The 25147-nt window shown below is 59.8% G+C and carries 22 protein-coding genes and 2 pseudogenes; 11 read left to right on the forward strand and 13 right to left on the reverse strand.

Going from position 1 to position 25147, the window contains the following annotated elements; all coding sequences use genetic code 11:
• Positions 1-240: 240 nt before the first annotated feature.
• From ACR0AO_RS23905 to ACR0AO_RS23915, 3 genes are all read left to right on the forward strand, one after another.
• Positions 241-762: a hypothetical protein gene (locus ACR0AO_RS23905; protein ID WP_480609189.1), complete on the forward strand. Its 522-nt coding sequence runs from the start codon at positions 241-243 to the stop codon at positions 760-762.
• Positions 763-1128: 366 nt separating this feature from the next.
• The gene (locus tag ACR0AO_RS23910; protein ID WP_480609191.1) at positions 1129-2664 is read left to right on the forward strand and encodes a TRIC cation channel family protein; all 1536 of its coding nucleotides are present in this window, start codon (positions 1129-1131) and stop codon (positions 2662-2664) included.
• Positions 2665-2796: 132 nt separating this feature from the next.
• On the forward strand, positions 2797-3480 hold the full coding sequence (locus tag ACR0AO_RS23915; RefSeq protein ID WP_480609193.1) for an IS6 family transposase: 684 nt from the start codon (positions 2797-2799) through the stop codon (positions 3478-3480).
• A 56-nt stretch (positions 3481-3536) separates the two neighbouring features.
• Here the strand turns inward: ACR0AO_RS23915 and ACR0AO_RS23920 are convergent.
• From ACR0AO_RS23920 to ACR0AO_RS23940, 5 genes and pseudogenes are all read right to left on the reverse strand, one after another.
• Positions 3537-4171, reverse strand: a pseudogene (locus ACR0AO_RS23920) (IS6 family transposase); the annotation flags it as partial.
• Between the two features lie 68 nt (positions 4172-4239).
• Complete coding sequence (locus tag ACR0AO_RS23925) at positions 4240-5190, reverse strand: GlxA family transcriptional regulator (RefSeq protein WP_480609195.1); 951 nt, start codon at positions 5188-5190, stop codon at positions 4240-4242.
• A 68-nt stretch (positions 5191-5258) separates the two neighbouring features.
• Complete coding sequence (gene proX, locus ACR0AO_RS23930) at positions 5259-6248, reverse strand: glycine betaine/L-proline ABC transporter substrate-binding protein ProX (protein WP_480609197.1); 990 nt, start codon at positions 6246-6248, stop codon at positions 5259-5261.
• 39 nt (positions 6249-6287) lie between these two features.
• On the reverse strand, positions 6288-7223 hold the full coding sequence (locus tag ACR0AO_RS23935) for an ABC transporter permease (protein ID WP_480609199.1): 936 nt from the start codon (positions 7221-7223) through the stop codon (positions 6288-6290).
• A gap of 12 nt (positions 7224-7235) precedes the next feature.
• Positions 7236-8318: a quaternary amine ABC transporter ATP-binding protein gene (locus ACR0AO_RS23940; RefSeq protein ID WP_480609201.1), complete on the reverse strand. Its 1083-nt coding sequence runs from the start codon at positions 8316-8318 to the stop codon at positions 7236-7238.
• A gap of 159 nt (positions 8319-8477) precedes the next feature.
• Here ACR0AO_RS23940 and ACR0AO_RS23945 point away from each other — a divergent pair, with 159 nt between their 5' ends.
• From ACR0AO_RS23945 to ACR0AO_RS23960, 4 genes are read left to right on the forward strand one after another with little or no spacing between them, the layout of a single operon-like run.
• Positions 8478-9188, forward strand: coding sequence for a GntR family transcriptional regulator (locus tag ACR0AO_RS23945; protein ID WP_480609203.1), 711 nt, complete (start codon positions 8478-8480; stop codon positions 9186-9188).
• An 8-nt stretch (positions 9189-9196) separates the two neighbouring features.
• Positions 9197-10108 (forward strand): dihydrodipicolinate synthase family protein, encoded by a 912-nt coding sequence (locus tag ACR0AO_RS23950; RefSeq protein ID WP_480609205.1) that lies wholly within the window; start codon positions 9197-9199, stop codon positions 10106-10108.
• A 3-nt stretch (positions 10109-10111) separates the two neighbouring features.
• Positions 10112-11608, forward strand: a complete 1497-nt coding sequence (locus ACR0AO_RS23955) for an aldehyde dehydrogenase (RefSeq protein ID WP_480609207.1) — start codon at positions 10112-10114, stop codon at positions 11606-11608.
• The gene (locus ACR0AO_RS23960) at positions 11605-12945 is read left to right on the forward strand and encodes an NAD(P)/FAD-dependent oxidoreductase (RefSeq protein WP_480609209.1); all 1341 of its coding nucleotides are present in this window, start codon (positions 11605-11607) and stop codon (positions 12943-12945) included. Before ACR0AO_RS23955 ends, ACR0AO_RS23960 begins: the two co-directional genes overlap by 4 nt.
• 96 nt (positions 12946-13041) lie before the next feature.
• Here the strand turns inward: ACR0AO_RS23960 and ACR0AO_RS23965 are convergent, their stop codons facing one another.
• The 4 genes from ACR0AO_RS23965 to ACR0AO_RS23980 all read right to left on the reverse strand — a co-directional run bounded on the left by ACR0AO_RS23965 (position 13042) and on the right by ACR0AO_RS23980 (position 17246).
• On the reverse strand, positions 13042-13776 hold the full coding sequence (locus ACR0AO_RS23965) for an SDR family NAD(P)-dependent oxidoreductase (protein ID WP_480609210.1): 735 nt from the start codon (positions 13774-13776) through the stop codon (positions 13042-13044).
• Positions 13773-14507: an SDR family NAD(P)-dependent oxidoreductase gene (locus ACR0AO_RS23970; protein WP_480609212.1), complete on the reverse strand. Its 735-nt coding sequence runs from the start codon at positions 14505-14507 to the stop codon at positions 13773-13775. Before ACR0AO_RS23970 ends, ACR0AO_RS23965 begins: the two co-directional genes overlap by 4 nt.
• A gap of 12 nt (positions 14508-14519) precedes the next feature.
• A complete protein-coding gene (locus ACR0AO_RS23975) occupies positions 14520-15623 on the reverse strand; it encodes a mandelate racemase/muconate lactonizing enzyme family protein (RefSeq protein WP_480609214.1) in 1104 nt (367 codons plus the stop codon).
• A gap of 66 nt (positions 15624-15689) precedes the next feature.
• Positions 15690-17246: a trimethylamine methyltransferase family protein gene (locus tag ACR0AO_RS23980; protein WP_480609216.1), complete on the reverse strand. Its 1557-nt coding sequence runs from the start codon at positions 17244-17246 to the stop codon at positions 15690-15692.
• Positions 17247-17466: 220 nt separating this feature from the next.
• On the opposite strand from ACR0AO_RS23980, the gene ACR0AO_RS23985 reads away from it, so the two are divergent.
• The gene (locus ACR0AO_RS23985; RefSeq protein WP_480609218.1) at positions 17467-18150 is read left to right on the forward strand and encodes an IS6 family transposase; all 684 of its coding nucleotides are present in this window, start codon (positions 17467-17469) and stop codon (positions 18148-18150) included.
• Between the two features lie 369 nt (positions 18151-18519).
• Positions 18520-19203, forward strand: coding sequence for an IS6 family transposase (locus tag ACR0AO_RS23990; RefSeq protein WP_480609220.1), 684 nt, complete (start codon positions 18520-18522; stop codon positions 19201-19203).
• 104 nt (positions 19204-19307) lie between these two features.
• Here ACR0AO_RS23990 and ACR0AO_RS23995 read toward each other — a convergent pair.
• Positions 19308-19511 (reverse strand): annotated as a pseudogene (locus ACR0AO_RS23995) (IS6 family transposase); the annotation flags it as partial.
• Here ACR0AO_RS23995 and ACR0AO_RS24000 point away from each other — a divergent pair.
• Entirely contained in the window at positions 19410-19754 is a 345-nt protein-coding gene (locus tag ACR0AO_RS24000; protein ID WP_480609229.1) for a hypothetical protein, read from the forward strand. The pseudogene ACR0AO_RS23995 and the gene ACR0AO_RS24000 overlap by 102 nt on opposite strands.
• Here the strand turns inward: ACR0AO_RS24000 and ACR0AO_RS24005 are convergent.
• The 3 genes from ACR0AO_RS24005 to ACR0AO_RS24015 are packed head-to-tail and all read right to left on the reverse strand — an operon-like array spanning position 19720 to position 24003.
• Positions 19720-21156 carry an aldehyde dehydrogenase family protein gene (locus ACR0AO_RS24005; protein WP_480609222.1) on the reverse strand — a complete coding sequence of 479 codons (1437 nt, stop codon included), beginning with the start codon at positions 21154-21156 and terminating at the stop codon, positions 19720-19722. The genes ACR0AO_RS24000 and ACR0AO_RS24005 overlap by 35 nt on opposite strands.
• A gap of 16 nt (positions 21157-21172) precedes the next feature.
• Entirely contained in the window at positions 21173-22381 is a 1209-nt protein-coding gene (locus tag ACR0AO_RS24010) for a mandelate racemase/muconate lactonizing enzyme family protein (protein WP_480609224.1), read from the reverse strand.
• Positions 22378-24003: a GMC family oxidoreductase gene (locus tag ACR0AO_RS24015; protein WP_480609225.1), complete on the reverse strand. Its 1626-nt coding sequence runs from the start codon at positions 24001-24003 to the stop codon at positions 22378-22380. Before ACR0AO_RS24015 ends, ACR0AO_RS24010 begins: the two co-directional genes overlap by 4 nt.
• A 120-nt stretch (positions 24004-24123) precedes the next feature.
• Between ACR0AO_RS24015 and ACR0AO_RS24020 the strand changes: the two genes are divergently transcribed.
• Positions 24124-25011 carry a LysR family transcriptional regulator gene (locus ACR0AO_RS24020; protein ID WP_480609227.1) on the forward strand — a complete coding sequence of 296 codons (888 nt, stop codon included), beginning with the start codon at positions 24124-24126 and terminating at the stop codon, positions 25009-25011.
• Positions 25012-25147: the final 136 nt, after the last annotated feature.

Here is a 25147-nt window from a genome sequence, read left to right on the forward strand (position 1 = left end):
ATGCTAATCTCTCCCATAGACGCCTCCATTCAGGTTGTTTGCAAACCCACAATGGCACATCGAGGCCAGCGGGGGCGTCTACACCTTCAGATCCCACAGTGAAACCGCCCCGCAAATTTCATTTTCACCCGTACTGATGGTACAATTTTCCATGGTTCAGTATCGGGGGTCCAGGACGTGGTGTTTCGCAGACCTTTCATATTCAACGAAGCCGACAGTCTGACGTTTCGGCAGACGCCAGTGTCGGAATACCGTATCCCCTACACTTTCGTGGAAGCGCTGAACGAAGGGACGCTGTTCGAGCGCTCGTCCCGGATCTTCGAAGAGGCGGCCCGAAGCGGGCGCCTCTTCGATGTGGTTGTCGGTAAAGACAAACAGATTATCTGCACCGGAATGCTCCAGGACACGCTGACCGGTGCCGATGGTCAGCATCGTGAGGAGGAACTTGGCGGCCTCATGGTCCATCCTGCGGCACGTGGGATCGGGGTCGTCGGCCTGATGATCAAGCTCATGCTCGTCCATCGCCATGCTGTTCTGCGAGACCGCAGCACCGTGGAGGACTACATCGCCCACGTCGTCGACGGCAACCGCGGACCGATCCATGCGTTACTTGCCGCTGGGTTTGAGGACATGGGCGCAATGAAACTGCATCCCGGAGAATTCGACGGTCATATTGAGCATATGATGGCACCGGGAGAAGATTATGTTCCGATGCACACCTACCGGTTCGACCGTAACGCCCTCGACGGGCTTATCTGTTAGCTCCACGGCTTCTGGCACGGGTCACGAGAACTCATCCGTGTCGGATCGAACGTGCGCCTGAAGGTAGATTTTTCGGATATGGTCGCTCCTGAGTTTCTGAACGAGGAGTACGAACGCATTTCATCCAAGTGAGCTGGGAAGCGACGCTGACCGGCTCCGGTTGCTGGCATTGAGTGCGGTCGGCCAGTTCCGGGTGCGATAAACTGGGAGTATTGGCGCCGCGGAGCTATGGTACCTATTACCTTCAACAGGACAGGTTACAGCGCATGCCGTTGTATGGGCGATCGTTAATTACTCAAGTCTTTCAAGTGAGGGGGAAAGGGTATTTTTGGCACTTTAAAAGTAACCGGATCATCAATCGCCAAGGTGAAACAGCGCGCTGTTAAAGCAGTGAACCAGGTTTTGGCTGTCCTCGTGCTGTGTGCGGAGTTAGTTTACCCTACCGTTTGCGGGGCGCAGGACAGCCGGGATCGCGCGCTGACGGGCGGTTGGGACGAAGTTCCGCCTTATTCCTACCAGACCAACAGCCGGGGCATCACCCGATGGGAAGGGTTTGATGTTGAACTTGTACGCGAGATATCCAGACGTGCGGGCTATTTCGTGATCGCCGAGCGAGAATTCTGGCCTGACATTATAGAAGGTTTGAAATCCGGCAGTATTGACGTGGCCGCCCATGCGACAAAGATCGCTGGGCGGGAGGAGTTTGCCTACTTTTCGGTTCCTTACCGATCCGAGACGACCGTTCTGACCCTGCGGCGGAATCGTAACCTCCTGAGGGGTGTCAGCGATATTCCCGCATTGATCGAAAGGTTTCGCGATACAAGGTTTAGATTGGGCATGCGGCCCGGCGCAGTCGTCCAAAGCCCCGAATTTCAGGCCTTCACAGCAAACCCAGGCTACGCAGGCGCCATCACGCGAATGGGCACACAGGACCTCCTGAATGCTGTGCTGGACGGAGACATTGACGGGTTTCTGAGTGACCGGGTTTTGGCGGCTCACTATATCGAGACTTTTGATACAGGTGCATTGCTGTACGAATACCCGTTGATGGCCCGTGGAGACCTGCATCTGATGTTCAGCAAGGCCAGTGTCACTCCGGAAGTTGTTGATCAATTCAACGAGGCGATAGAAGAAATCCATAGGGACGGCACCTTTCAGCGTTTGAACAGCAAATATTCTCTTCCCGTTCTGGTGCGGCTGTCCATTGACAGCACATGGTTTAAGGCAGTGGATATCATCGGTACGATCGCCTTCGCGATCTCAGGCTTGCTGTTGGCGTTTCGATACAATTTCGACGTGTTTGGTGCGTTGGTACTGGCTTCCCTACCAGCGGTCGGAGGTGGTGTTTTGCGCGACGTCTTGTCCAATCGCGGAGAACTTGCGGTATTGTCGTCCCCAATCTACGCGATATTGATCCTGGTGCTCGTGGTCGGCGGTTTCTTTGTGCTGAGGGCTGGTCGAGGTTTGCGGGACCGTTTGTTTGGACGGCTGAGCGAAGGGCAGATCCGAAATCGCGGCAGGATTGTTGGTCATATCGTTCAATTTTGCGACGCTATAGGACTTGCTGCTTTTACCGTCACCGGGGTCGTTGTGGCGCTCCTTACCCAATCGGCGCCATTGTGGCTTTGGGGCCCGGCATTTGCCGCAATCACCGCCGCCGGAGGTGGTATTTTGCGGGACATTGCCCGGTCGGATCCGGAAATTCCATTCCTGAAAGGTGAACTCTATCCGGAGATTGCTGTTTTCTGGGGGTTTGTGCTGTCGATCTTTTTGATGTGGCAGGCTCAGTTTTTGAATGCGGGCGATCTTCGTTTTGGTATCGTATTCACATTTGTCGGTGCCCTGTTGACCCGCTTGCTTGCCATCTGGATGGATATCAAGAGCCCAAGGTTTTCCATTTGAATTGCCGCTGGAAACTGCGTCGACGAGCATAGTCACTGAAACTTCAGAAGGCTTTGTCGTAAACTTTCGGCATCTCTGTCTGAGACGAGATCCTCGTGTTAGTGGCGTCCCGTATTTTGACAGGAGCCAACCGTGACGATCTCATTTAAGGGTGCACACTTTCCGAAAGATGTGATCTTGCACGCACTGTTCCTTTATCTGCGCTATTCAGTGTCGTACCGTGATCTGGAAGAAATCCTGGCTGAGCGAGGCGTATCCGTCGATCATGCAATCTTAAACCGCTGGATCGTTAGGTATTCACCGCTGGTCGCTGATCAAGCACGTCGTCGGAAACGTAGCTGCGATCGATCCTGGCGAATGGATGAGACATATGTTCGGGTCAAAGGGGAATGGGTCTACCTGTACCGTGCGGTCGATAAACACGGCAAGACACTTGATTTCATGCTGTCAAAACGCCGGAACAAGGCAGCCGCGACCAAATTCTTTGCCAGAGCGCTAGAAGTGAACGGATTACCCCGCACGATCGTTATCGAAAAAAGCGGAGCGAACACAGCAGGCATCAAGGCATTCAACAAAATGCTCAAAGGTTTTGGCTGCCCAATCCCGATTAAGATGGTCAGGCGGAAATTCCTAAACAACGTGATTGAGCAGGACCACCGCTTCATCAAACGCCGGATACGACCAATGCTCGGTTTCAAATCGTTCACCTCTGCATCCGCAACACTGGATGGCATCGAAATCGCACAGATGATCCGCAAGTGTCAGTTTGGAGTCGGAATCTGCCCATTCAAACAGTTTGCGAAGCTAGCTGCCTAAACACAGCAATTTCCACCCGTCTTCATACATCGGAGAAGTTTGCAACAAAGCCCGGTGGAGAGTTGATAGCGGTCGGGTCGGAAGACGGTGTTGATCTGGTCGTGAGCGGCAAGGAACCTTTGCGCTTGCTTTGGCGACTTGAAGCGTCCCATGAGCTTTTCACGCTTTCGAGTGGGTCTGTGTGATCCTTCGATCCGATTGTTCAACCCTTTGTGTGCTCGGTGAACCGCACCCGGCGCAAACTCGCGGATTGGCTTGAAATAGCTTCGCAACTTATCCGTGATCACTACACGGGGTTCGCCGAATTGCGAAATCAACCGCTTCAGGAAGCGCCGGGCTGCCTTGGCACTCCGCCGTGGTTGGACGAGGATATCAAGAGTATCTCCGTTCGTATCCACGGCCCGCCAGAGCCAGCATTTCCGACCGTTGATCGGTGTGACCACTTCGTCCAAATGCATTTGTCGGCCGCGGCTGGCCGGTCTTGCCTGATGCAATTCGCGAAATGGCCGCCAAAGCGTTTGACCCATTGCCGGATCGATTCCCGGCTGACCGTCACACCGCGTTCCGCGAGCGGATCTTCAACGTCAGCGGTGCTGAGCGCAAAGCGATGGTAGACCCAGACGGCATAGGCGATTACCTCGCGCGGAAAACGAAAACCCTTCAGGCGCGGCATTTTGGGCGGTATCTTCATGCGTGAGCGGTAACCAGTTCAGTGCGCGCAAACAAGTTGGCAATGCCACGAAAGGCAATCCCGTCGTTTCAAACAATCCGGTTGCGTTGCAGCATCGGACTTACGTTGAAGGCCGCCTTGTAGACCCTCGAAAAATGGCCGGGGCTGTCAAAACCGCAGGCCAATGCCACTTCCGTGATCGAAGCCTCGGTCTGGATCAACAGGTTGCGGGCGCGTTCCAGCCGCATCTCCATTGAATATTTCTTGGGCGAGGTGTTGAGGTATTTGCCGAACAGCCGCTCCAGCTGTCGGGTAGAGATACCGATATCCTCCGCAATCTGCGCAGGTGAGACGGGATCGCTGATGTGGTCGTGCATGATCTGGATGGCGCGGGCCAGATGCGAGTTTCGCATGCCGTTGCGCGATTGCAGCGACACCTTCTGCTCGGCGGTGGCATTGCGTACCGCGTTATAGACCATCTGATCCGCCACCGCGACCGCCAGGTCATAGCCATGCGCCCGCTCGATCAGATGCAGCATCAGATCCGCGGTGGCGGTGCCGCCGGAGGCGGTCATGTACTTTTCATCGGCCACAAACACGCTGCGCACTAGGTTCACTTCCGGAAAAGCTTCCATGAAACTGTCGTGGTATTCCCAATGGATCGCCGCCTGCATCCCGGTCAGGAACCCCGCCTCGGCCAGCACCCAGGCGCCGGAGCATAGCGCGCCGACGGGGGTGCCGCGCGCCTTTTCCCGACGAAGCGCCGCCAGCAGCGGCCTGGTCACATGCTTGCGCATATGGATGCCCGACAGGGCAAACAGCTGGTCGCATCGTGGGATCGCGTCGAAACCATAGTGCACCAGCGTCACCGAGCCGTTTGAGCAGACCGCGGTCTCGCCGGTCTCTGATCCGAAGGACCAGTCATAGAGATCCTTGCCGCTGACCAGATTGGCGATGCGCAGAGGCTCCACCGCGCAGGAGAAGGCGAGATGCGAGAATTCCTCGATCAGAAGGAACGCAATATGCTGTGTCTTGGTCATGGTTGGCCTCAGAAAAGACTGCGCGAAGGGGAGCCCCGCGCAGTCCAATGAGTCGGGTCTATCCCCTATTACTTGGCTGCAGCGCGGGCAGCGTCCAGCCAGCTGTCATAGTTGGCGCGGTTTTCTTCGATCCAAGCCGCGACGTGGCGGTCGATGTCGTCCGAGCTGTCCTCGCCGTCTGCAACCATCTTGTTCTGGATGGAGACGTCGTTGATGCTGATCTGGGCCACTTCAAACAGCTTTGCAGCCGCCGGGTTGGCGGCCAGGAACTCGTCAGTGGCGACAATACGGATGCTGTCGACCGCAAAGCCCAGGTCCTTACCGTTGAAGGTAGTCTCAGCTGTGGCACCATCGGGCAGCGAGGAATAGGGGACCGCCAGGAACTCCACGTCTTCACCCGGCACAAGCGCACCGGAGACCCAATAGGGGGTCCAGGTGTAATAGAGAACGTTTTCGCCGCCTGCGTTACGGGCGATGGTGTCGGCGATGATCGCGTTATACTCACCCTGATTGTGGTTCACGGTGTCGCGCAGACCGAATTCGGTCAACTGATGCTCGATCACGCGTTCGCAGCCCCAGCCGGGCACGCAGCCGGCCAGATCGGCCTTGCCGTCGCCGTCAGCATCAAACATCGCCGCCTTGGCCGGATCCTTCAGGTCGCCCAGGTTCTGCACACCGGCGTCATAAGCCGCCTTATTCACTAGATAGCCCTGCAGGGCGCCATCAATCAGGTGGCCGACTTTCTCCAGCACGTCGTCGCCGCCGGATTCCTGGAAGAAGTTGTCATGCAGCTTGTTCCAGGAAGCGGTGGTGAAATCCGCGTCGCCGGTGCCCAGGGCCAGGTGCATGGTCTGAGCCAGCACTTCTTCCGGCTCTGCTACGTCATAGCCAAGATCCTCGAGCGCCTGGAACACGATGCGGGCCTGGAAGAATTCTTCGACGGTCGGCTGGATCACCGGGCGCACGGTGACGCCTTCCCCGGGGTTGTCTGCAGCAAACGCAGTGCAGGCCAGCGTGGTCGAGGCTGCCAGCGCAGCCAGTGCGGTTTTTCTGAACATGTATGAGTCCTCCCTTGGGTGTTCAGATGAAAGAGAAAGTCAGTTTTTGCCGGCCAGGCGCAGCACTGCGCCGACAGGCCCCCCCTGCCACCAGTGCCGGTGGCCGCGTTCACGGCCCGACTGGCCCATGCCCTGGGTGATGCGGTCTAGCACGATGGCCAGTATCACGATGCCGAGGCCGCCAACTAGCGCCTTGCCTGCATCAAGCCGGCCCATGGCGCGCAGCACTTCGTTGCCAAGCCCCTTGACCGAGATCATCGAGGCGATCACCACCATCGAGAGCGACAGCATGATGGTCTGGTTGACCCCGGCCAGGATGGTGGGCGTGGCCAGCGGCAGCTCAACCTTGAACAGGATCTGGCGCGGGCTGGCGCCAAACGCGCGCGCGGCCTCTACCACCGAGGGGTTCACCCCGCGGATGCCCAGGCTGGTAAGGCGGATCAGCGGCGGCAGCGCAAAGATCACGGTTACGATCACGCCGGAGACATTGCCGATGCCGATCAGCATCACCACGGGAACCAAGTATACAAAGGCCGGGATCGTCTGCATGGTGTCCAGCACCGGGCGGATCACGGTCTCGAACCGGTCATTCTTGCCAGCCAGCACTCCCAGAGGCAGACCGAAAATAAAACTCATGATCACAGCGGAAACCACAATAGCGAGGGTTGTCATCGCCAGCCCCCAGGCATTCGGCGACAGGAAGCCAAGCGCAACCATGCTGATGCCGACCAAGATCGCCACCCGGCGGCCGGCGGCCTGCCAGGCAATCAGGACCAGGATCACCAGCATCACCAGCGGCGGCACCGCATTGAGCGCGGTGTCGATGCCGACGATCATCTCGTTGAAGAATTTCTTCACCGGCTGGATAAGCGCGCGGTTGGTAATCGCCCATTGCTTCACGCCATCAGCGGCATCGGCCAGCCCCAGATCGACCGAAGAAAACGGGTCGAGGATGCTAAATTCTTTGTCTGCCATGGTCCCCGCTCCTTAGTGCTTCAGGCTGGCTGCGTCTTCAACATCTCCCTGGATGCCGCGCAGCAAGGCGTTTTTGGTGACGATGCCGATGGCTTTTCCGTCGGCCTTGACCACCACCGGGTGCTGGGTAGCGATGGAGAGGTTCACGAGATCGTCCAGCGAGTGGTCGGGGTGTGCCTCGGGCCAGCTGTCGGTATTGGCCGGGCCGTTCATCTGCTCGAACTGCTCGACTGGGGTCATGATCTTGGCGGCGGAAATCAGCTCCAGCTTGGAGATGCCGGCGACGAAATCCGCGACATAGTCGTCCACAGGATTGGTAACGATGTCTTCCGGCGTCCCAACCTGCACCAGCGCCCCGTCCTTCATGATGGCGATGCGGTCCCCGATCCGGATCGCCTCGTCCAGGTCGTGGGTGATGAACAAGGTGGTCTTCTTCATCTCAGCCGACAGCGACATGAACTTGTCCTGCAGCTGGCGGCGGATCAGCGGGTCGAGCGCCGAGAAGGGTTCATCCATCAGGAGGATCGAGGGATCGGCTGCAATTGCGCGCGCCAGGCCGACCCGCTGCTGCATCCCACCCGACAGCTCATCGGGGTATTTCTGATCCCATCCGTTGAGGTCCACCGCGTCGATGGCGCGCATCGCGTTTTCGCGGCGCTCCCGCGGATCGTGGCCGCGCACCTCCTGGCTGAAAAAGACGTTCTCCAGCACGGTGCGGTGCGGCATCAGCGCCATGTTCTGGAACACCATGCCGATCTTCTCAGCGCGCACCTCGCGCAGATCCTTGGCGGACAGCTGATTCACGTCCTGGCCTTCAATGAACAGCTGGCCTGAGGTCGGTTCGATCAGCCGGTTCACATGGCGAATCAAGGTCGATTTGCCGGATCCGGACAGCCCCATGATACAGAAAATCTCGCCGCGGCCGACGGTGAAAGTCGCATCCTGTACCCCGACGACACAGTCAAAACGATCGCGCACTTCCAGCTTGCCAAGCCCCTGTTCCTTAACGGCTTTCATCGCCTCATCTGCGCGGCGGCCAAAAATCTTCCACAGATTGCGGCAGTCGATCACGGCCTCTTCCGAATGTGTCGTCACCGGCTTCTCCCCTCTGAAAACATTTCATGCATACTGCATATTTTTTCTCTGTACACAAATTGTATTTTGCCATAACACAAAATGAGCAATGTGGTTGCCGAAGCTGAACAGCCGGTCCATCCTGTCCGGACAGGTTCAAATGCAACGATGGAGACTGGAATGAAGGACGCGTCCAAACGCAGAAAGGCAGAGCTTTATGGCCACCTGAAAACGGCCATCATGACGCTTGCCTTGCGACCGGGCGCCGATCTTGACGAATCGAAGCTGTCAGAAGAGTTCGAGTTGTCGCGCACGCCGTTGCGCGAAGTGCTGCGGCAATTAGCGGGCGAGGGCTATGTCGATCTGCGGGAAAACCGTGGGGCGCGGGTCAGCGAGATGTCGCATATGACATTGCGGGACTTCTTCCTGGCAGCACCGATGATGTATGGCGCGGTACTGCAGCTGGCGGCCAAGAGTGCCACCGAGGCGCAGATTGCCGAGCTGAAAGAGGCGCAGGAGGCCTTCAAGGCAGCACTGCGCACGGGCTCAAGCGCCGACCGGGCCATGGCCAACAACCGCTTTCACGAGATCACCGGCGAGATGGCCGATAACATCTATCTCGCCCCGTCCTTTCAGCGCCTGCTGATTGATCATGCCCGCATCGGCATGACCTTCTACCGCCCCCAGGACCGCCAGATGGCGCAAAACCTAGGAGAAGCCAGCGCCCAGCACGACGCCATCATCGCCGCCATCGAGGCCGGCGACGAGACAGCGGCGGGGCAGCTGGCCATCGACCATTGGAACCTGTCGCGCGACCAGATCGAGCTGTTTGTCATGCCCACCGGGCTTGACCTGCCGCTGGGGACGGTGGCGCGTAAAACCCCTGCATGAGGACGCAGATGACCCCTATTTTCAAGTTTGAAGGGATCTACACCCCTGTGGTGACGCCCTATTACGAGGACGGCAGCGTCAATTGGGACGCGCAGGCCGAAGTGATCGAATACCTGGTAAACGCCGGCGTGCACGGGCTGATCTCCGGCGGCTCCACCGGCGAGAACTATGCCCAAACCGTCGAAGAACGCCTGGAACTGGCGCGCTTTACCCGCGAGCACAGCAAACTGCCGCTGGTCGTCGGCACCGGCGCCATGCGCACGCCAGATTCCATCGCGCTGGCCGAAGGCGCCTCCAAGCTGGGCGCCGAAAGCATCCTTTTGGCCAGCCCTGCCTATTCGGTCCCGACCGACCGCGAGAACGCGCTGAATGCGCTGGCCATCGACAAAGCCGCCGACCTGCCGGTGATGCTCTATAACTACCCGCACCGCACCGGCACAATGATGGGGGAGGAATTCCTAGACCGGGTCTGCCGCTCGCGCAATTTCTGCGGCATCAAGGAAAGCTCCGGCGATATCAACCGTGTCCACCTGCTGGCCCGCGACTATCCGCATATCCAGCTGGGCTGCGGCATGGACGACCAGGCGCTGGAGTTCTTTGCCTGGGGCGCGCCGTTCTGGGTCTGCGGCGGGTCAAACTTCCTGCCCCATGAGCATGTGGCGCTCTACAATGCCTGCGTGGTTGAAGGAAACTTTACTAAGGGCCGCCGGATCATGTCGGCAATGCTGCCGCTTATGCGGGTCCTGGAACAGGGCGGCAAGTTCATCCAGACCATCAAGCACGGCGTCACCATGAACGGCTTTGACGCAGGTTCCATGAGGGCGCCGCTGACCGGATTGAACAAGGACGACAAACGCGCGCTGGAGCAGGTTGTTCGCGTGCTGAAACAGAAAATCGCAGACATTCAGGCAGAGGGCTAAGGCATGACGCTGCTCACTCACGACGAATACAAATCCATCGCGGCCGGCCTGGATCTGCCCACCGGTGCTTTTATCGACGGCAAGTTCTGCCCTGCGGTCTCGGGCAAGACGTTTGAGACCCTGAACCCAGCCACCGGCGAAAAGCTGGCCGACATTGCGGCCTGCGGTACCGAAGACGTCAATTTTGCCGTGGAGAAGGCGCGCGAATCCTTTGATGACGGCCGCTGGTCGAAACTGCACCCGTCCGAACGCAAGGACGTGTTGATCCGCCTGTGCAAGCTGATGACCCGCAACGCCCGCGAGCTGGCGGTGATGGAAAGTCTCGACAGCGGCAAGACAATCTGCGACTGCGAAACCGTTGATGTGCCCGAAACCATCCACTGCCTGAAATGGCACGCGGAGACGATCGACAAGATCTATGATCAGGTCGCGCCCGCTTCGGACGATCACATCGCCATGGTGGTGCGTGAGCCCATCGGCGTGGTTGGCCTGGTACTGCCCTGGAACTTCCCGCTCTTGATGCTGGCCTGGAAGATCGGCCCGGCGCTGGCCGCAGGCTGCTCGCTGGTGGTGAAACCCGCCAGGGAAACCACTCTGACCGCGCTGCGCGTGGCCGAACTGGCGGCCGAGGCAGGCGTTCCGGCCGGTGTCCTGAATGTCGTACCCGGCGGCGGCGGCGACGTGGGCGAGCCGATCGGCCGCCACATGGACATCGACATGGTCTCCTTCACCGGCTCCACCGTGACCGGCAAGAAGTTCCTGACCTATTCCGCCGAGAGCAACGCCAAGGAGGTGGTGCTGGAAATGGGCGGCAAGAACCCGGCCATCGTCATGGACGACGCCGAGAACCTAGACCGCGTGGCCCAGCATCTTGTCACCGGCGCCTTCTGGAACATGGGCGAGAACTGCTCGGCTTCCTCGCGGCTGATCGTGCATAAAAACGTCAAGGCAGAACTGCTTAAACGCATCGCCCATCACGCCAAACAGTGGAACATCGGCGATCCGCTGCATCCGGAGACCCGCATGGGCGCGTTGGTCAGCGAAAGCCATTACACCAAGGTGTGCTCCTACCTCGAACAGGCCGAAAACGTGGTGATCGGCGGCAAGGCCGAGGGCGGGTTTGTCGAGGCAACCGTGGTCGAAGTGGCGGACAACAACGCGGTTCTGGCACGCGAGGAAATATTCGGCCCGGTGCTGTCAGTGATTGAGGTGTCCGGCTTTGAAGAGGCAATCCAGGTTGCCAATGACACCGAATACGGGCTCTGTGCGTCCATCTTCACTGCCAACGCAAAACGCGCCATCCGCGGCGCCCGCGCCCTGCGTGCCGGCACCGTGACGGTGAACAGCTTTGGCGAGGGCGACATCTCCACGCCCTTTGGGGGCTACAAGCAGTCGGGCTTTGGCGGCCGCGACAACTCTGTCCACGCCCACGACCAGTACACCCAGCTGAAAACCATCTGGATCGACCTGGCCGACGATGCAGACGAGGCCGTGGATTGAGCCGCTACGATGCCAAACGCCTGCCCCGGCAGACTGGTGCGGCGGGATGGAATGCCATCCTGCCGCCCCAAGCCCCTCTGCCGGTACTGAACGACGACCTGACCGCCGATGTTACCATCATCGGCGGCGGATTCGCGGGCTTGTCTGCGGCCCGCCGCCTGCATCAGTTGGACTCCTCGCTGAAAGTGGCGCTGCTGGAGGCTGGCCGCTTCGCCGAAAGCTCGGCAGGCCGCAATTCCGGCTTCATGATCGACCTGCCGCATGATCTGGCCTCCGACAACTACGCGGGATCTGCGCTGGAGGCCGACAAGGCCGCAATTGCCATGAACCGCAAAGCCATCGCCTTTGCCACCGAAGTGGCCAAGGACTGCGCCCTGATGCAGGAGACGTTTGACCCCGCGGGCAAGATCAACGCCGCCGCCACTAGGGCCGGCGACCGGCACAACCGCGATTTCGCCGCACATCTGCAGCGGCTGGGTGAGCCGCACCAGCTGCTGAGCCAGCAGGAAATGCAGGAGCGCACCGGCAGCCCGCATTACACCTCGGGCCTTTTTGCGCCGGGCACGGTGATGATCCAACCCGCCGCTTACATCCGCGCCCTGTCGGCGCATCTGGCTAAGCAGATCAGCGTGTTTGAAAACACCCCTGCCATTGGGTTCGAGAAACAGGGCAACGGCTGGGCTGTCAGCACCCCTAAGGGCCGCATCAACACCGGCAGCGTGATCCTGGCTAACAACGGCCATCTGGAAAGCTTCGGCTTCTACCGGCGCCGCCTGATGCACATCTGCCTCTACGCCTCGATGACCGAGCGGCTGACACAGGAGCAGAACAATCAGCTGGGCGGCGCATCCCGCTGGTCGGTCACGCCAGCCAACCCGATGGGTACCTCCGTGCGGCGGATTTCCGGCTCTTACGGCGACCGGATTCTGGTCCGCACCTGCTCCAGCTTCCACCCGGCCATCGAGACCAGCCAAATGCGCCTGCGCAACGCGGGCTGGGTGCATGACCGCAAGTTCAAGGAGCGCTTCCCGCAACTGGAGGGCGTCCGGATGGAACACCGCTGGGCCGGTATGCTCTGCCTCAGCCGCGACGGCTCGGCAGCCTTCGGAGAGCTGGACAAAGGCGTCTATTCCGCCTGCTGCCAGAACGGCCTCGGCATCGCTCGCGGCACCCTGCAGGGGATGGGCATTGCAGAGCTTCTGATTCAGGGAGGATCGGACATTGCCGACCACTTCCTAGCCCAGCCGATGCCACCCAAACTACCGCCGGAACCCTTTGCCGCGCTCGGGGCCAATACCTACCTGATGTGGAAGGAATGGCGGTCCGGGAAGGAATAGAGGCCGGAGGCGGCTCTGCCCCCGGCCCGCGGCCTCCCCCTGAGTATTTTACAAAGGTGAACAGAGGGCGTCTTCGAAATCCGGCGCGCTCACATTTCAGGGCAGGCTCAGCTTAGCCATCCGGCCGCCATCGACGGTATAGACCTGACCGGTGATAAACCCCGCGTCAGCTGACGCCAGAAAGGCCACCAGCGCGGCTACTTCTTCTGGCTTGCCTGTGCGGGCAACCGGGTGGATGCGCCCGATGTCGCGGCGGAAGGCGTCCGGGTCCGGCATCCCTTCGATGAAATCCAGGTTCAGTTCGGTGTCGATCCAGCCCGGCGCCACCGCGTTGCAGCGGATGCCTTCGTGCCCATGGTCCACGGCCACTGCGCGGGTGAGGCCATGCAGCCCCGCCTTGGAAGCGCAATAGGCCGCATGGCCCGGATTGCTGCCCAGCCCCTCGATAGAGCCGGTGTTGACGATGCTTCCGCGGGATTTGCGCAAATGCGGCATGGCGGCCTGGATCATTAGGAAGGGTGCGGTCAGGTTCACGCTCAGATTGCGCTGCCAATCGGCGAGGCTCATGTCCTCCACCCTCGCCTCCTGCATCATGGCGGCGTTGTTGACCAACACATCAAGGCCCCCTGCCGTGTCCACGACCTCAGCCACCGCCTGCGCGGGGCTGTCCGGGTCGGTGAAATCCGCCGGGATCGCCTCGAACTCCGCATCCGCGCCGCGCTGCGCGGTGAACACCCGCGCGCCCTCGTCGCGCAGCCGCCGCGCAATCGCCTGCCCGATGCCGCTGCGCCCGCCGGTGACCAGCGCAATCTTATTCTGAAACCGCATCATGACACCGGCTTCCCGCCGTTGACCTCCACCAGTGCGCCGCACATGTAGCGGGACGCGTCAGACGCCAGGAACAGCACCACATCGGCGATATCCTCCGGCTCGGCAATCCGGCCCAGCGGCACTGTCTTGCCCAGCTCCGCCACAGCGGTATCCGGGTCAAAGCCGCGTTTCTCGAACCCTGTGCGCAGCATCGGCGTGTTCACCTCATTCGGGCAGACCGCGTTGATGCGGATTCCCTGATGGGCGTGATCCATCCCCATGCATTGGGTCAGCGAGGCGACCGCCGCCTTGGTCATGCAGTAAAGCGCATGGTTCGGCCCCGGGTTTTTGCCGCCCCAGCAGGACGACGTGTTGACGATAGCACCGCCGCCATTGCGCGCCAGGATCGGGATCGCGGCGCGGCAGATGCGGAACGGCGCCTCCACATTCACCCCCATCGACAACGCCCAGTCGGCATCCGAGGTTTCTGTCACCGGGCCGCGGGTGATGACGCCGGCGTTATTGATGACGATGTCCAAACGCCCAAGCGCCAGATGCACGGCCTGCGGCAGCGCGTTGGCATATTCCACGTCCAGCAGATCGCCCGGCAGATGTGCTTCAGCTTCGATTGCGCCGGTGTCGCGGTCGGCAACGGCCACCCTGGCACCCGCCGCGCGCAGGCGCTGGACAATGGCAGCGCCGATGCCGCCCGCAGCCCCCGTGACCAGCGCGCATTTTCCCTGAAAGCCCATGTCAGTCTCCACTCAGAAAGAGGCCGCCGGCGCGCCGAACAGGCTCTCGTCCGGGGTGATGCCCAGGCCCGGCCCCTTCGGCACCATGATATGGCCGCCCTCGATGCGGATACCATTCTCAGTGTCGTAGTTGCCCTCGATATAGGGGGCGGCCAGCCAGACGCCTTCCAGCAGCCCCGGTTTCACCGTGGCGCCGATGTGGGTGCAGGCGGCGGCAATGATATCGCCGCCCCAGCTGTCATCGCAGGTATGCGGCAGGTTGCGGGCCTCGCAGATGTCGCGGAAGGCGCGCATCGGCTGCAGCCCGCCGATGCGGGTGACCTTCATGCCGAACCCATCGACCAGACCGGTGCCCGCGGCGGTGATCACGGTGTTCAGGCTGGTGCTGTTTTCATCCATATATAGCCCGTGAGAGATCTGCGGACGGATTTTCTGCAGATCTTCCAGCGTGTTGCAGGGCTGCTCCATGATAAAGGGGATCTCTGGGCATTCGCGGCTGACGCGCAGCGCGTCCCGCGTGGCCCAGCCGCGGTTGCCATCGACCGCCAGCCGCATGCCGGAGCCGCCGATCTTCTCCCAGACCTTGCGGATGGTCTCGATGTCCAGTTCCACCGGCCGCCCGCCAACCTTGACCTGCAGGCGGGGATAGCCCTCTGCCAGTTTCTCCGCCGCCAGCCGGGCGATATCGTCCGGTGCGCCGACGCCGGTGGCGTAATAGGACGGCACCCGGTCCGTTGCCGCACCGCCCAAGAGGGTTGAGACGCTGACGCCCAGATGCTTGCCCAACAGGTCATGCGCTGCAATGTCGATGGCGGCCTTGGCGTAGTTGTGGCCATTCAGCAGACCCTCCATCCGCCGGTGCAGTGTCACCTGTGCCACCTCGGCCCCGATCAGCCCCTCCGCCATCGCAATCAGCGCCGCGCGGGCGCCGGCGGCGTGGGATTCGGCGTAGGTCGGACCCACCGGGCAGGTCTCGCCCCAGCCCGTCTGGCCGTTGTCGGCCACCAGTTTCACCAGCGTCGTGTCCAGCGCCCAAACCTCGGCATTGGCCATGGTATAGGGGCCGTTCTTCACCGGCAGATCATGCTGATAGATATGGATTTCCGCGATTTTCATGTTCTGTGCCCTGTTGGAAAAATGGCCCGCCCGTTATCGCGGGTCGGGCCAGTCGGGGAGGAGGGATCAGTTGCTCTGGTTCAGTTCGTCCGCGGCGGGAATCTCGCGCTCGCGCCGGGCGATGTAGTCGAGCAGTGCCTCGTTTTTGGCCTCGTCCAACTTGGGCTCTTCGTACTCCGCCAGCAGCTTCTTGGCGCGCCTCAAGGCGCGTTCGGTGATCTCGACGCTGCCTTCGGCCTGCCATTGCTCGATCGAGTTGTTGTCGAACAGCTCCGGCATGAAGAACGCCTCCTGGAAGTTCTCCTGAGTGTGCGGGTGGCCCAGGTAGTGGCCGCCGGGGCCGACATCGGGAATCGCAGCAACCGCCTGGTCGAAGTCGTGCCATTTCGGGCCTTCCGCCATCCGGTAAGCCATCGCGCATTGCTCTGCATCGACGATGAACTTGGCGACCGAGCAGTGCATCCCGGCCTCGTTCCAGCCTGCCGAGTGCCAGATATAGTTGGCGCCCGCATGCATGACCGCCGACAGGGTGGTCGCGGATTCATACCCCGCCTGAGCGTCAAACGTCTTGGCGCCGCCCAGGGTGTTGGACGTCCGCCAGGGCACGTCATAGTAGCGCGCCATCTGGCCGATCATGAAGTTCATCAGGCTGATTTCCGGTGTGCCTGCCATCGGCGCACCGGATTTCATGCTGACGGTCGACAGGTAGTGGCCGTAGATTGCCGGGGTGCCCGGGTTGCAGACCTGGGTATAGGCCAGCGCCGACAGTGCCTCCGCATTCAACTGCGCAACAGAGGCTGCAACGGAGGCCGGGGTATTGGCGCCGCCCAGAACGAAGGGCGAGCAGAGTACCGGCTGACGGCGCGCACCGAAGGCGCGCATGGCGCCCAGCATGGTTTCATCCCAGACCAGCGGCGAGTTGCCGTTGCAGTTACCGGTGGTGACCGGGTTGTTCATGATAAACTCTTCGCCGAACAGGATCGCACACATGTCCATCACGTCCTCGGCGTTCTTGGGGCTGGTGGTCATGCCCATGAACGTCTTGTCGGAGAATTTCATCGACGAATAGGTGATCCGCAGATGCCGCTGGCTGATCGGGTGATCATAGGGTTCCACGATGTGATGCGCCGAGGAATGCAGGGCAGGCATCATATGCGCCAGCTTGTGGAACATCGCCAGATCTTCCAGCATCGGGTTGCGGCGCACATCTTCCAGATCGCGCAGGAACGGCGCGCCGGTCATCGGCACAAAGATCGAATGCTTGCCGCCCAGGCGCACGTTCTTTTTCGGGTCGCGCGCGTGATATGTGAAATTGCTGGGGATTGTCTTGATCAGCTCCCGCACCAGCCCGCGGTCCAGATAGACCAGCTCGCCCACGACCTTGGCGCCCGCACGTTTCCAGTCTCCCAGCGCGATGGGGTCGCGGAACTGGACACCGACGTTTTCCAGGATGCCCATCGAGGCATTGTCGATCTTTTCGACCTGGGCACCGTCCATCACCTCGCACAGCGGGATGTTGCGGGTCAGGCCTGGCAGCATGTCAAACTTGGGGGCGGTGCGCAGGGCGCGGCGGACATGTCGGCCGCCGGAACGAATGCGCAGGGCAGTGGCTTGCTCAGTCATCGCGAGGGTCTCCTTTGACGATGAATTTTACCAAATGAATCGGGTTTCACCTGCAGGATTGCGAAATCCGGATGCAGAAACCGACACTCCGCCTAGCGGAGCCGAACCTACAACTGTCTTTCCGGCTTTGTGGTTGTGTCGCAAACTTTGAACTGAGATTGACGAGCACTCAGGTTTCGCAGTCTGTTCCCGTCGAATAGTTTTCGAACAGGTTTTAACAATGATCTCTCTGAAAGGCTGCCACTTTCCCAAGGATGCAGTTCTTTATGCTGTATATTTCTATTTGCGGTACACCGTGTCGTATCGTGATCTGGAGGAGATCATGGCCGAACGCGGCGTACAGGTGGACCACGCTACTCTCAACAGGTGGGTTGTTAAGTATTCGTCGATGATCGCCGCGAGCGCGCAATCGAAGAAGCGACCAACGCTGAGTTCCTGGCGCATGGACGAAACCTATCTCCGTGTGCGCGGCAATTGGATGTATCTTTATCGAGCAGTCGACAAAGCGGGAAACACCCTTGATTTCATGCTGTCCGAGCGACGAAATCGTCCAGCAGCCACCAGGTTCTTTGCCAAAGCAATGTCGTCAAACGGGATCCCAAACAAAATCGTCATCGACAAAAGTGGCGCAAATGCAGCTGGCATTCGAGAAGTGAACAAAATCCTTAGTCGGTTTGGCTGCCCAACCAAAATCCAAACAGTCAGGTCCAAGTATTTGAACAACATGATCGAACAGGATCACCGGTTCATCAAGCGTCGCATCCGACACTTGTGCGGGTTCAAATCGTTCAGATCCGCCTCGGCTACCTTGGACGGCATCGAGGTCGCCAACATGATCCGAAAGCGGCAATTTCCCAGCACTACGACGTCTGGCTTTCGACTATTCGCCGAGATCGCAGGATAAGTATGCCCAGTAAGTCGATGGCTCTGGCCGTTCCAAAAGTTTGCTACACATCCGGTTATCGGCGATCGCCTGCAAGCGCGTGACCTTGCCACTCAAATAGCTGAAGCAAGAATTGCATCAAAAGCACTCAACCGCATGACATCTCTCGGTCGTGCAGAACATGAGCGCGTTTTCTGAAGTGATGGGTTTGGGGCCAATCTGCCCCAGTTCTGATCTATGCAACAGGGTCCCTCGGGCACCGGATCAGGATCGTAGATCGACCGGGTTGGATCATCGAACGGAGGTTGTGTCGCGAATTTTGACCGAGGTTGACGAAATCGCGTGCCCTGGTGCTTGTTGCTTTCAAATCAATCGCGAGCAGGTTTCAGAATGGTTTCTTTGAAAGGCTGCCACTTCCCGAAGGATGTGGTTTTGTACGCTGTGTATTTCTATTTGCGCTACACCGTTTCCTATCGCGACCTTGAGGAAATCATGGCTGAACGGGGCGTTTCCGTCGATCACGCCACGTTGAATAGATGGGTTGTAAAATATTCGCCGATGATCGCTGCGCGCGCGCAATCGAAAAAGCGTCCAACACAGAAATCTTGGAGAATGGACGAAACCTACCTCCGTGTGCGCGGTAAGTGGGTGTATCTCTATCGGGCCGTCGACAAAGCAGGGAACACCCTTGATTTTATGCTGTCTGAGCGAAGAAACGGTCCCGCAGCAACCAGGTTCTTTGCCAAAGCGCTGTCATCAAACGGAATCCCAGACAAAGTCGTCATCGATAAGAGCGGAGCCAACGCAGCCGGCATTCGAGAAGTGAACAGGATTTTGAAGCGGTTTGGTTGCCAAGCCAAGGTGCAGACAATCAGGTCCAAATTTTTGAACAACATGATCGAGCAGGATCATCGGTTCATAAAACGGCGTGTTCGACATATGTGTGGGTTCAAATCATTCGCATCCGCGTCCGCTACGCTGGATGGCATCGAAGTCGCCAACATGATCCGGAAACAGCAATTCTCCAGCGCAGCCACCTCTGGTTTTCGGGTGTTCGCTGAGATCGCAGGATAAGTGTGCCTGGTAAGACGCTTACTCTGATCGTTCTAAAAATTTGCAACACAACCGTTCCGGTGCCATCATGCACCGGCCAGGAGAGCCGCCGCTCAATTACTCAGAGTCTCGTCCATTCTCCAGGAGCGGTCGCATGGCCCTTTCCGGCGACGCGCTGCTTCTGCGATTGCCGCGGAATACCCAGTGACCCATCGGTTCAGAGTGGTGTGATCGACCGATACGCCGCGCTGGTGCATGATTTCTTCCAAATCTCGATAGGAAACACCGTATCGGACATAGAAAAACACCGCGAACAGGATCACTTCCATGGGACATTGTGCGCCTTTGAAAGAGATCATGAACTGACTTTCGACTTGATAATTCCGAAGGTCATTCACCCGTTGGTGGCGCGAGCGTCAATGGCCAAAAGTTTGCAACAAATCCAATCGAGTGTGGCCATTTCGGTTGTTCCCTCCCCTCTCGGGGTTTTTGTAAGTGTTGGTGTTACTTTAGGCGTGTGCGCCGCCGATCTTGCTGTCACGACCCGGCATGGATCGGCCCGCGCACCTTGATTTCCCAAAAGTCTTCCAGGCCGAAGATGCCGCCTTCGCGCCCGTTGCCCGATTGCTTGTAGCCGCCGAAGGGAGAGCCGTAGCTCAATGCCTGCCCGTTCACGGTGATGGTTCCCGCGCGCAGGGAGTCAGCTACGCGCTCGGCGCGGGCCAAATCACCGGTCTGCACATAGGCTGCCAGCCCGAACTCGCTGTCATTGGCGATGGCGATGGCCTCCTCTTCGGTGTCGAAGGGAATGATCACCAGGACCGGGCCGAAGATTTCCTCGCGTGCGATGCGCATCTCGTTGGTCACATCGGCAAAGATCGTGGGCCGGACGTACCAGCCCTCCTCAAGCCCCTCGGGCTTGCCGGGGCCTCCGGCCAGTAGGCGGGCGCCTTCATCCGTTCCAACTCGGATCATCGCCTGAACACGGTCATATTGCAGCTCATCGAAAAGCGGGCCGATATGGTCGCCCTCCGCCGCCGGGTCTCCAACCTTCTGGTCGGCGGCGGCGCGGGCCGCGATCTCGAGTACGCGGTCATAGCAGATGCGTTCCACCAGCATGCGCGTTGGGGCGTTGCAGGACTGGCCGGTGTTGTGGAAGCAGTCCCGGACAGAGTTGGTCACGCAGGTCTCCAGATCCGCATCGGCGAAGACCAGGTTGGGTGATTTGCCGCCCAGTTCCAGCGTGACCCGTTTGACTGTATCGGCTGCGTCCTTGGCGACCAGGATGCCAGCCCGGGTGGAACCGGTGAAGGACATCATCGCAATATCGGGATGACGCGACAGCGCCGATCCGACATTGGGACCGTCTCCGAAGACAAGATTGAACACGCCCGCCGGATAGCCTGCCTCGTGCACGAACTCTGCGAACAGGGCAGCGGAAAGCGGCGTGTATTCCGAAGGCTTCAGCACACAGGTCGACCCGGTGGCCAGTGCCGGCACCACTTTTTGCACAATCTGGTTGATCGGCCAGTTCCAGGGCGTGATCAGCCCGCAGGCCCCAATCGGTTCGCGGATCAGCAGATCGGTATTGGGCAGGATCTCGCGTTCTGGCTGCGCTTTCAGAGCCGCGATGAAGGCATCGATATGGTCGACACCGCATTTCGCTTGTGCCGACCGAGACATCGTGATCGGCGCGCCCATCTCTGTGGTGATCGCCTGTGCCATCTCCTCCAACCGATCGTTGAACACCGCCCTCAGCCGTTCCAACAGGGCGAGGCGCTCGTCCTTGGAGGTTCTCGAATAGGTTTCGAACGCGCGTTTTGCCGCGCCGACGGCGCGGTCGACATCCTCCTCCGAGCCGAGTATCACCTCTCCGATCCGGGAGTTGTTCGCAGGGTTGGTAATTGCGAAGGAAGTGGTCCCGGCCGGATCGACCCAGGCACCGTCAATGTAGAATTTGTTCAGGGTTTTCATGTCTTTCGCCTTCGGTTCACTGGACAACCGGTTCGGTCGCCAAGTTGAGGTGGAGTTCTGTATCGCGATAGGGATGTGCCGCGATGGCGGCGTCGTTCAGTTCGACCCCGATGCCGGGGGCGGAGGGCGGGATGACGTAACCTTCTTCCCAGGTGATCGGAGTGCTCAGCAAGCCCATGAAGGGCCCGTCGAAACGGCCGATGGATTCCAGGACCAGGAAATTTGGACTACAGGTGGCGATCTGGATATTCGCCGCCGCCACGATCGGCCCGCAGTAAAGATGCGGCGCGATCTGTGCCTGACGTGTCTCTGCCATCGAGGCGATCTTCTTGGCTTCCAGAAAGCCGCCGACCCGACCGAGATTCGTCTGCAGGATTGAGGCCGCACCGGCCTCGAGCACCCGGGCGAATTCATGCTTGGTCGTCAGCCGCTCGCCCGCCGCCACGGGAATCGAGGTGTAGCGGGCGACTTCTGCCATGTCAGCCGGGTTTTCAGGGGGCAACGGTTCCTCGAACCAGAGCGGGTCATAGGCTTCAAGCCGCCGCGCCATACGTTTGGCACCCGAGACAGTGAACTGTCCATGGGTGCCGAACAGAAGGTCTGCCTTGGTACCGACAGCCTCGCGGATGCGTTTACAGAAGTTCTCGGACAGATCGAGATCAGCCAGCCTCGGCTGGTGGCCGTCATAGATGCTGTAAGGGCCCGCCGGGTCGAACTTGACCGCGGTGAATCCCTGCTTGACCGCCTTGACCGCAGCTTCGGCCGCCAGATCGGCATTGTTGTAGACATTGGGCGCGCCCGCATCGGGATAGACATCACCTTCGGGCGGATAAAGATAAGTATAGCTGCGCAGCCGCTCATGAACTTTGCCACCCAGAAGCTGGTAGACCGGCTGATCCGCGGCCTTGCCGATAATATCCCAGCAGGCCATTTCCAGGCCGCTGAGAACGCCCATCACGGTCACATCCGGCCGCATAGTGAAACCTGCGCCGTAGGTGCGGCGCCACAGCCGCTCGATATGATGCGGTTCCTGACCGGCGAATTGCCGTTCAAAGACGTCATGCGCCATCGCCGCGCAGAGCTCAGGCCCGAATGTGGCGTTATAGATTTCTCCGACGCCGGTGATACCGCATTCCGTGGTCAGGCGAAGAAAGATGAAATAGCGCCCGCCATGGCGCGGCGGCGGATTGCCCACCACGAAGGTTTCGAGTTTGTCGAGTTTCATGACCTGCCTCCCAGCAGCTTTGAATCTTCCAGAATGAGCTCTGCCGCACGCGCCGCCAGCATCATCACCGGCGCATTGATGTTGCCCGACGTGATGTTGGGAAATGCTGAGGCATCGGCGACCCTCAGCCCGGCAATGCCATGCACCCGCAGCCGGGCGTCTAGAACCGAGTCGCGTGCGGTTTCGCCCATGCGGCAGGTGCAGCTGGGGTGAAAGATCGTCCCGGCGCGCGCTCGGAAATCTTCCAGAAGCTGCTCGTCGCTCATTCCGACGACATCTGGCGCCAGGCGCGTTTCGGTCACAGCGCTGATCGCCAGGGTCCGGGCCAGGCCCTGCAATACCCGCCCGGCTTTGATTGCCACTTCGCAATCTTCGTCAGTTGACAGCGAATTCGGCCGGATTGCCGGAGCGGCGGTGGGATCGGCAGAGGTGATTGCAATTTCGCCCCGGCTGGTCGGTCGGCAGGGCTGGGCGCAAAGCAGAAATCCCGGCTCGGGATCGACGCCAGCATTTCCGGCGGCATCCGTGACATAGGACATCGGGTTGCAGTAGATTTGCAGATCGGCCGCCCCAGCCTTGCCGTCCGAGCGCACGAAACCGCCGACCTGGTTGACCGGCACGCTGAGGGGACCTTTCCGGGTCAGAAGATACTGCACCCCGGCCATCATCTGTCCGATCCGGTTGCCCAGGCGGTTGTTCAGTGTCGGCCGGTTTGCGCGGTAAAAGTAAGAGATCCCCAGATGATCCTGAAGCCCCCGGCCGACTTGCGTCAGATCGTGTTTCACCTCGATTCCGTGGTGCTTTAGCAGGTCCGCCGGTCCGATGCCGGAAAGCTGAAGGAGCTGTGGAGAGTTGACCGCCCCTGCCGCGATGATCACCTCGCCCCCGGTCCGCGCGACAGCGGATTTTCCGCCGATACGGTAGCGAACGCCCGTGGCCCGGCCCGCCTCAAGCATCACCTGCTCTACCAGCGCGCCCGTGATCAGTTTCAGATTGCCGCGTTTCAGTGCTGGCCGCAGGAACGCATCCGCCGACGACCAGCGACGGCCATCGCGCACGGTCGAGCGCAGCTGCATCAGCCCTTCGGTCTCCGTACCGTTCAGGTTCCGCGCCACCTGCCAGCCCATCTCTCCTGCCGCTTTCAGGAAGTGCAGGGAAAACGGATGCATCCGCGCACTGACATCGCTGACCCAAAGCGGCCCACTGCCGGCGGTGCCCGCCGGGGTGCTCAGCGTTTCGAGCGCCCCATAGATTTGTCTTACGCTTTCGCTGTTCCAGCCCACTGCGCCTGCCTGTTCCCAATCGTCGAAATCGTGCGGCAGACCGCGCAGATAAGCCATGGCGTTGATCGAGCTCGACCCGCCCACAACCCGGCCTCGAGGCCAGTAGGCGCTGCGTGCGTTCAGCCCCGGATCGGCCTCGGCGGTGTAGCGCCAATTCACGCGCGGGTCATTAAAGGTCTTGCCGTAACCCAGCGGCACCTTGATCCAGAAACGGCGGTCGCTGCCGCCGGCTTCGATCAGCAGAACCTTATGGCGCCCTCCGGCCGACAGACGGTCCGCAAGAACGCAGCCCGCCGATCCGGCGCCCACTAGGATGAAATCGAAGTCAGAGTCAGGCATTGGCGCGGATCCCGAGTAAATGCGTCAGCGCTAAGATCGCCGACGCTTTTGTCAGGGGTTTAGCTAAAAATCAAACAATGCTATTTTGAACTGAGGCTAAGTTTCAATTGTAGGATAGCCATGACCAAACTCCCCCATGTCACCTGGCTCCGTACCTTTGAAGTCTCGGCACGCCACAGCAGTTTTACAGCCGCCGCCGAAGAGCTTGGCCTAACGCCCGCCGCCGTAAGCCAGCAGATCCGCCTGCTTGAAAAGCAACTGGATACCAAATTGTTCGTCCGGCTGCCCAGAGGTGTCACACTCACAGATGCAGGAAAGGCCTATGCCCAGCCGATCCGTCGATCCTTTGCGGATATGCAATCCGTGACCAGCGGTTTATTCAGAAAGGAGCGAATGCCCGCCATAAGAGTGCGCGCTTCCATCTCTTTCGCCGGACTGGTCCTGGCGCCGCGCATTTCCGAGTTTCACGCGCTGTACCCTGACATCCCGGTGCAGTTGACGTCGTTCGTATGGGCAGACCGTTTCGACGACGATCCTTCTGACATCGATATACGCTACGGCACGGGAGACTGGGACGATGGTGCAATGCAACACCTTGGGCACGAGACCGCCATTCCCGTCTGCCATCCAGACTTTGTCGCGTCTTTCCCGCAGCCGCTGACTATTCAGGCGCTTGCCGCTGGTCCCACGATACAGATTATGGGATCCGAGGCCGACTGGTCACAATTGTCCGACCTGCACGACCTGAAGCTTCAGATGACAGGCCACCTGTTCAAGGTGGATTCATCCCTTATAGCGCTGCAATCGGTGATCGCCGGCTTGGGCACTGCCATGGTTCTGGAACGCTTTGCCCAGCATTACCTGGATCGAGGCATACTGATCGCCCCATTTGAATATCGTCTTCCAGTCCGACTGTCCCATTTCATTGTCTGCCGTGGAAAATCAATGCTGAAAGGGGAAGTCAGGGTATTTTGCGATTGGCTAACGGCTGTCATGCGGGAAAAATGAACCGCCCCGGGTATAGGTCCCAAAGAGGTATCGCCAAGTTGCCTAACAATCTTTCCCGCGCTATCCGCTTGGGATGAAGATTCCGACCAACATGCCTCGCCTGAAGGGCTTTCGCTTTCCTCGCGAAATCATCGCC

This window comes from Ruegeria sp. AF8, from assembly GCF_056541825.1.

What these genes read in the sequence shown, in the direction of transcription:
- ACR0AO_RS23970 (WP_480609212.1), bottom strand. Translation starts at nt 14,507, where the DNA reads ATGGGCTTTCAGGGAAAATGCGCGCTGGTCACGGGGGCTGCGGGCGGC.
- ACR0AO_RS23925 (WP_480609195.1), bottom strand. Translation starts at nt 5,190, where the DNA reads ATGACCAAGACACAGCATATTGCGTTCCTTCTGATCGAGGAATTCTCG.
- ACR0AO_RS24005 (WP_480609222.1), bottom strand. Translation starts at nt 21,156, where the DNA reads ATGAAAACCCTGAACAAATTCTACATTGACGGTGCCTGGGTCGATCCG.
- ACR0AO_RS23975 (WP_480609214.1), bottom strand. Translation starts at nt 15,623, where the DNA reads ATGAAAATCGCGGAAATCCATATCTATCAGCATGATCTGCCGGTGAAG.
- ACR0AO_RS23990 (WP_480609220.1), top strand. Translation starts at nt 18,520, where the DNA reads ATGGTTTCTTTGAAAGGCTGCCACTTCCCGAAGGATGTGGTTTTGTAC.
- ACR0AO_RS23955 (WP_480609207.1), top strand. Translation starts at nt 10,112, where the DNA reads ATGACGCTGCTCACTCACGACGAATACAAATCCATCGCGGCCGGCCTG.
- ACR0AO_RS24015 (WP_480609225.1), bottom strand. Translation starts at nt 24,003, where the DNA reads ATGCCTGACTCTGACTTCGATTTCATCCTAGTGGGCGCCGGATCGGCG.
- ACR0AO_RS23985 (WP_480609218.1), top strand. Translation starts at nt 17,467, where the DNA reads ATGATCTCTCTGAAAGGCTGCCACTTTCCCAAGGATGCAGTTCTTTAT.
- ACR0AO_RS23950 (WP_480609205.1), top strand. Translation starts at nt 9,197, where the DNA reads ATGACCCCTATTTTCAAGTTTGAAGGGATCTACACCCCTGTGGTGACG.
- ACR0AO_RS24010 (WP_480609224.1), bottom strand. Translation starts at nt 22,381, where the DNA reads ATGAAACTCGACAAACTCGAAACCTTCGTGGTGGGCAATCCGCCGCCG.
- ACR0AO_RS23965 (WP_480609210.1), bottom strand. Translation starts at nt 13,776, where the DNA reads ATGATGCGGTTTCAGAATAAGATTGCGCTGGTCACCGGCGGGCGCAGC.
- ACR0AO_RS23945 (WP_480609203.1), top strand. Translation starts at nt 8,478, where the DNA reads ATGAAGGACGCGTCCAAACGCAGAAAGGCAGAGCTTTATGGCCACCTG.
- proX (WP_480609197.1), bottom strand. Translation starts at nt 6,248, where the DNA reads ATGTTCAGAAAAACCGCACTGGCTGCGCTGGCAGCCTCGACCACGCTG.
- ACR0AO_RS24020 (WP_480609227.1), top strand. Translation starts at nt 24,124, where the DNA reads ATGACCAAACTCCCCCATGTCACCTGGCTCCGTACCTTTGAAGTCTCG.
- ACR0AO_RS23980 (WP_480609216.1), bottom strand. Translation starts at nt 17,246, where the DNA reads ATGACTGAGCAAGCCACTGCCCTGCGCATTCGTTCCGGCGGCCGACAT.
- ACR0AO_RS23935 (WP_480609199.1), bottom strand. Translation starts at nt 7,223, where the DNA reads ATGGCAGACAAAGAATTTAGCATCCTCGACCCGTTTTCTTCGGTCGAT.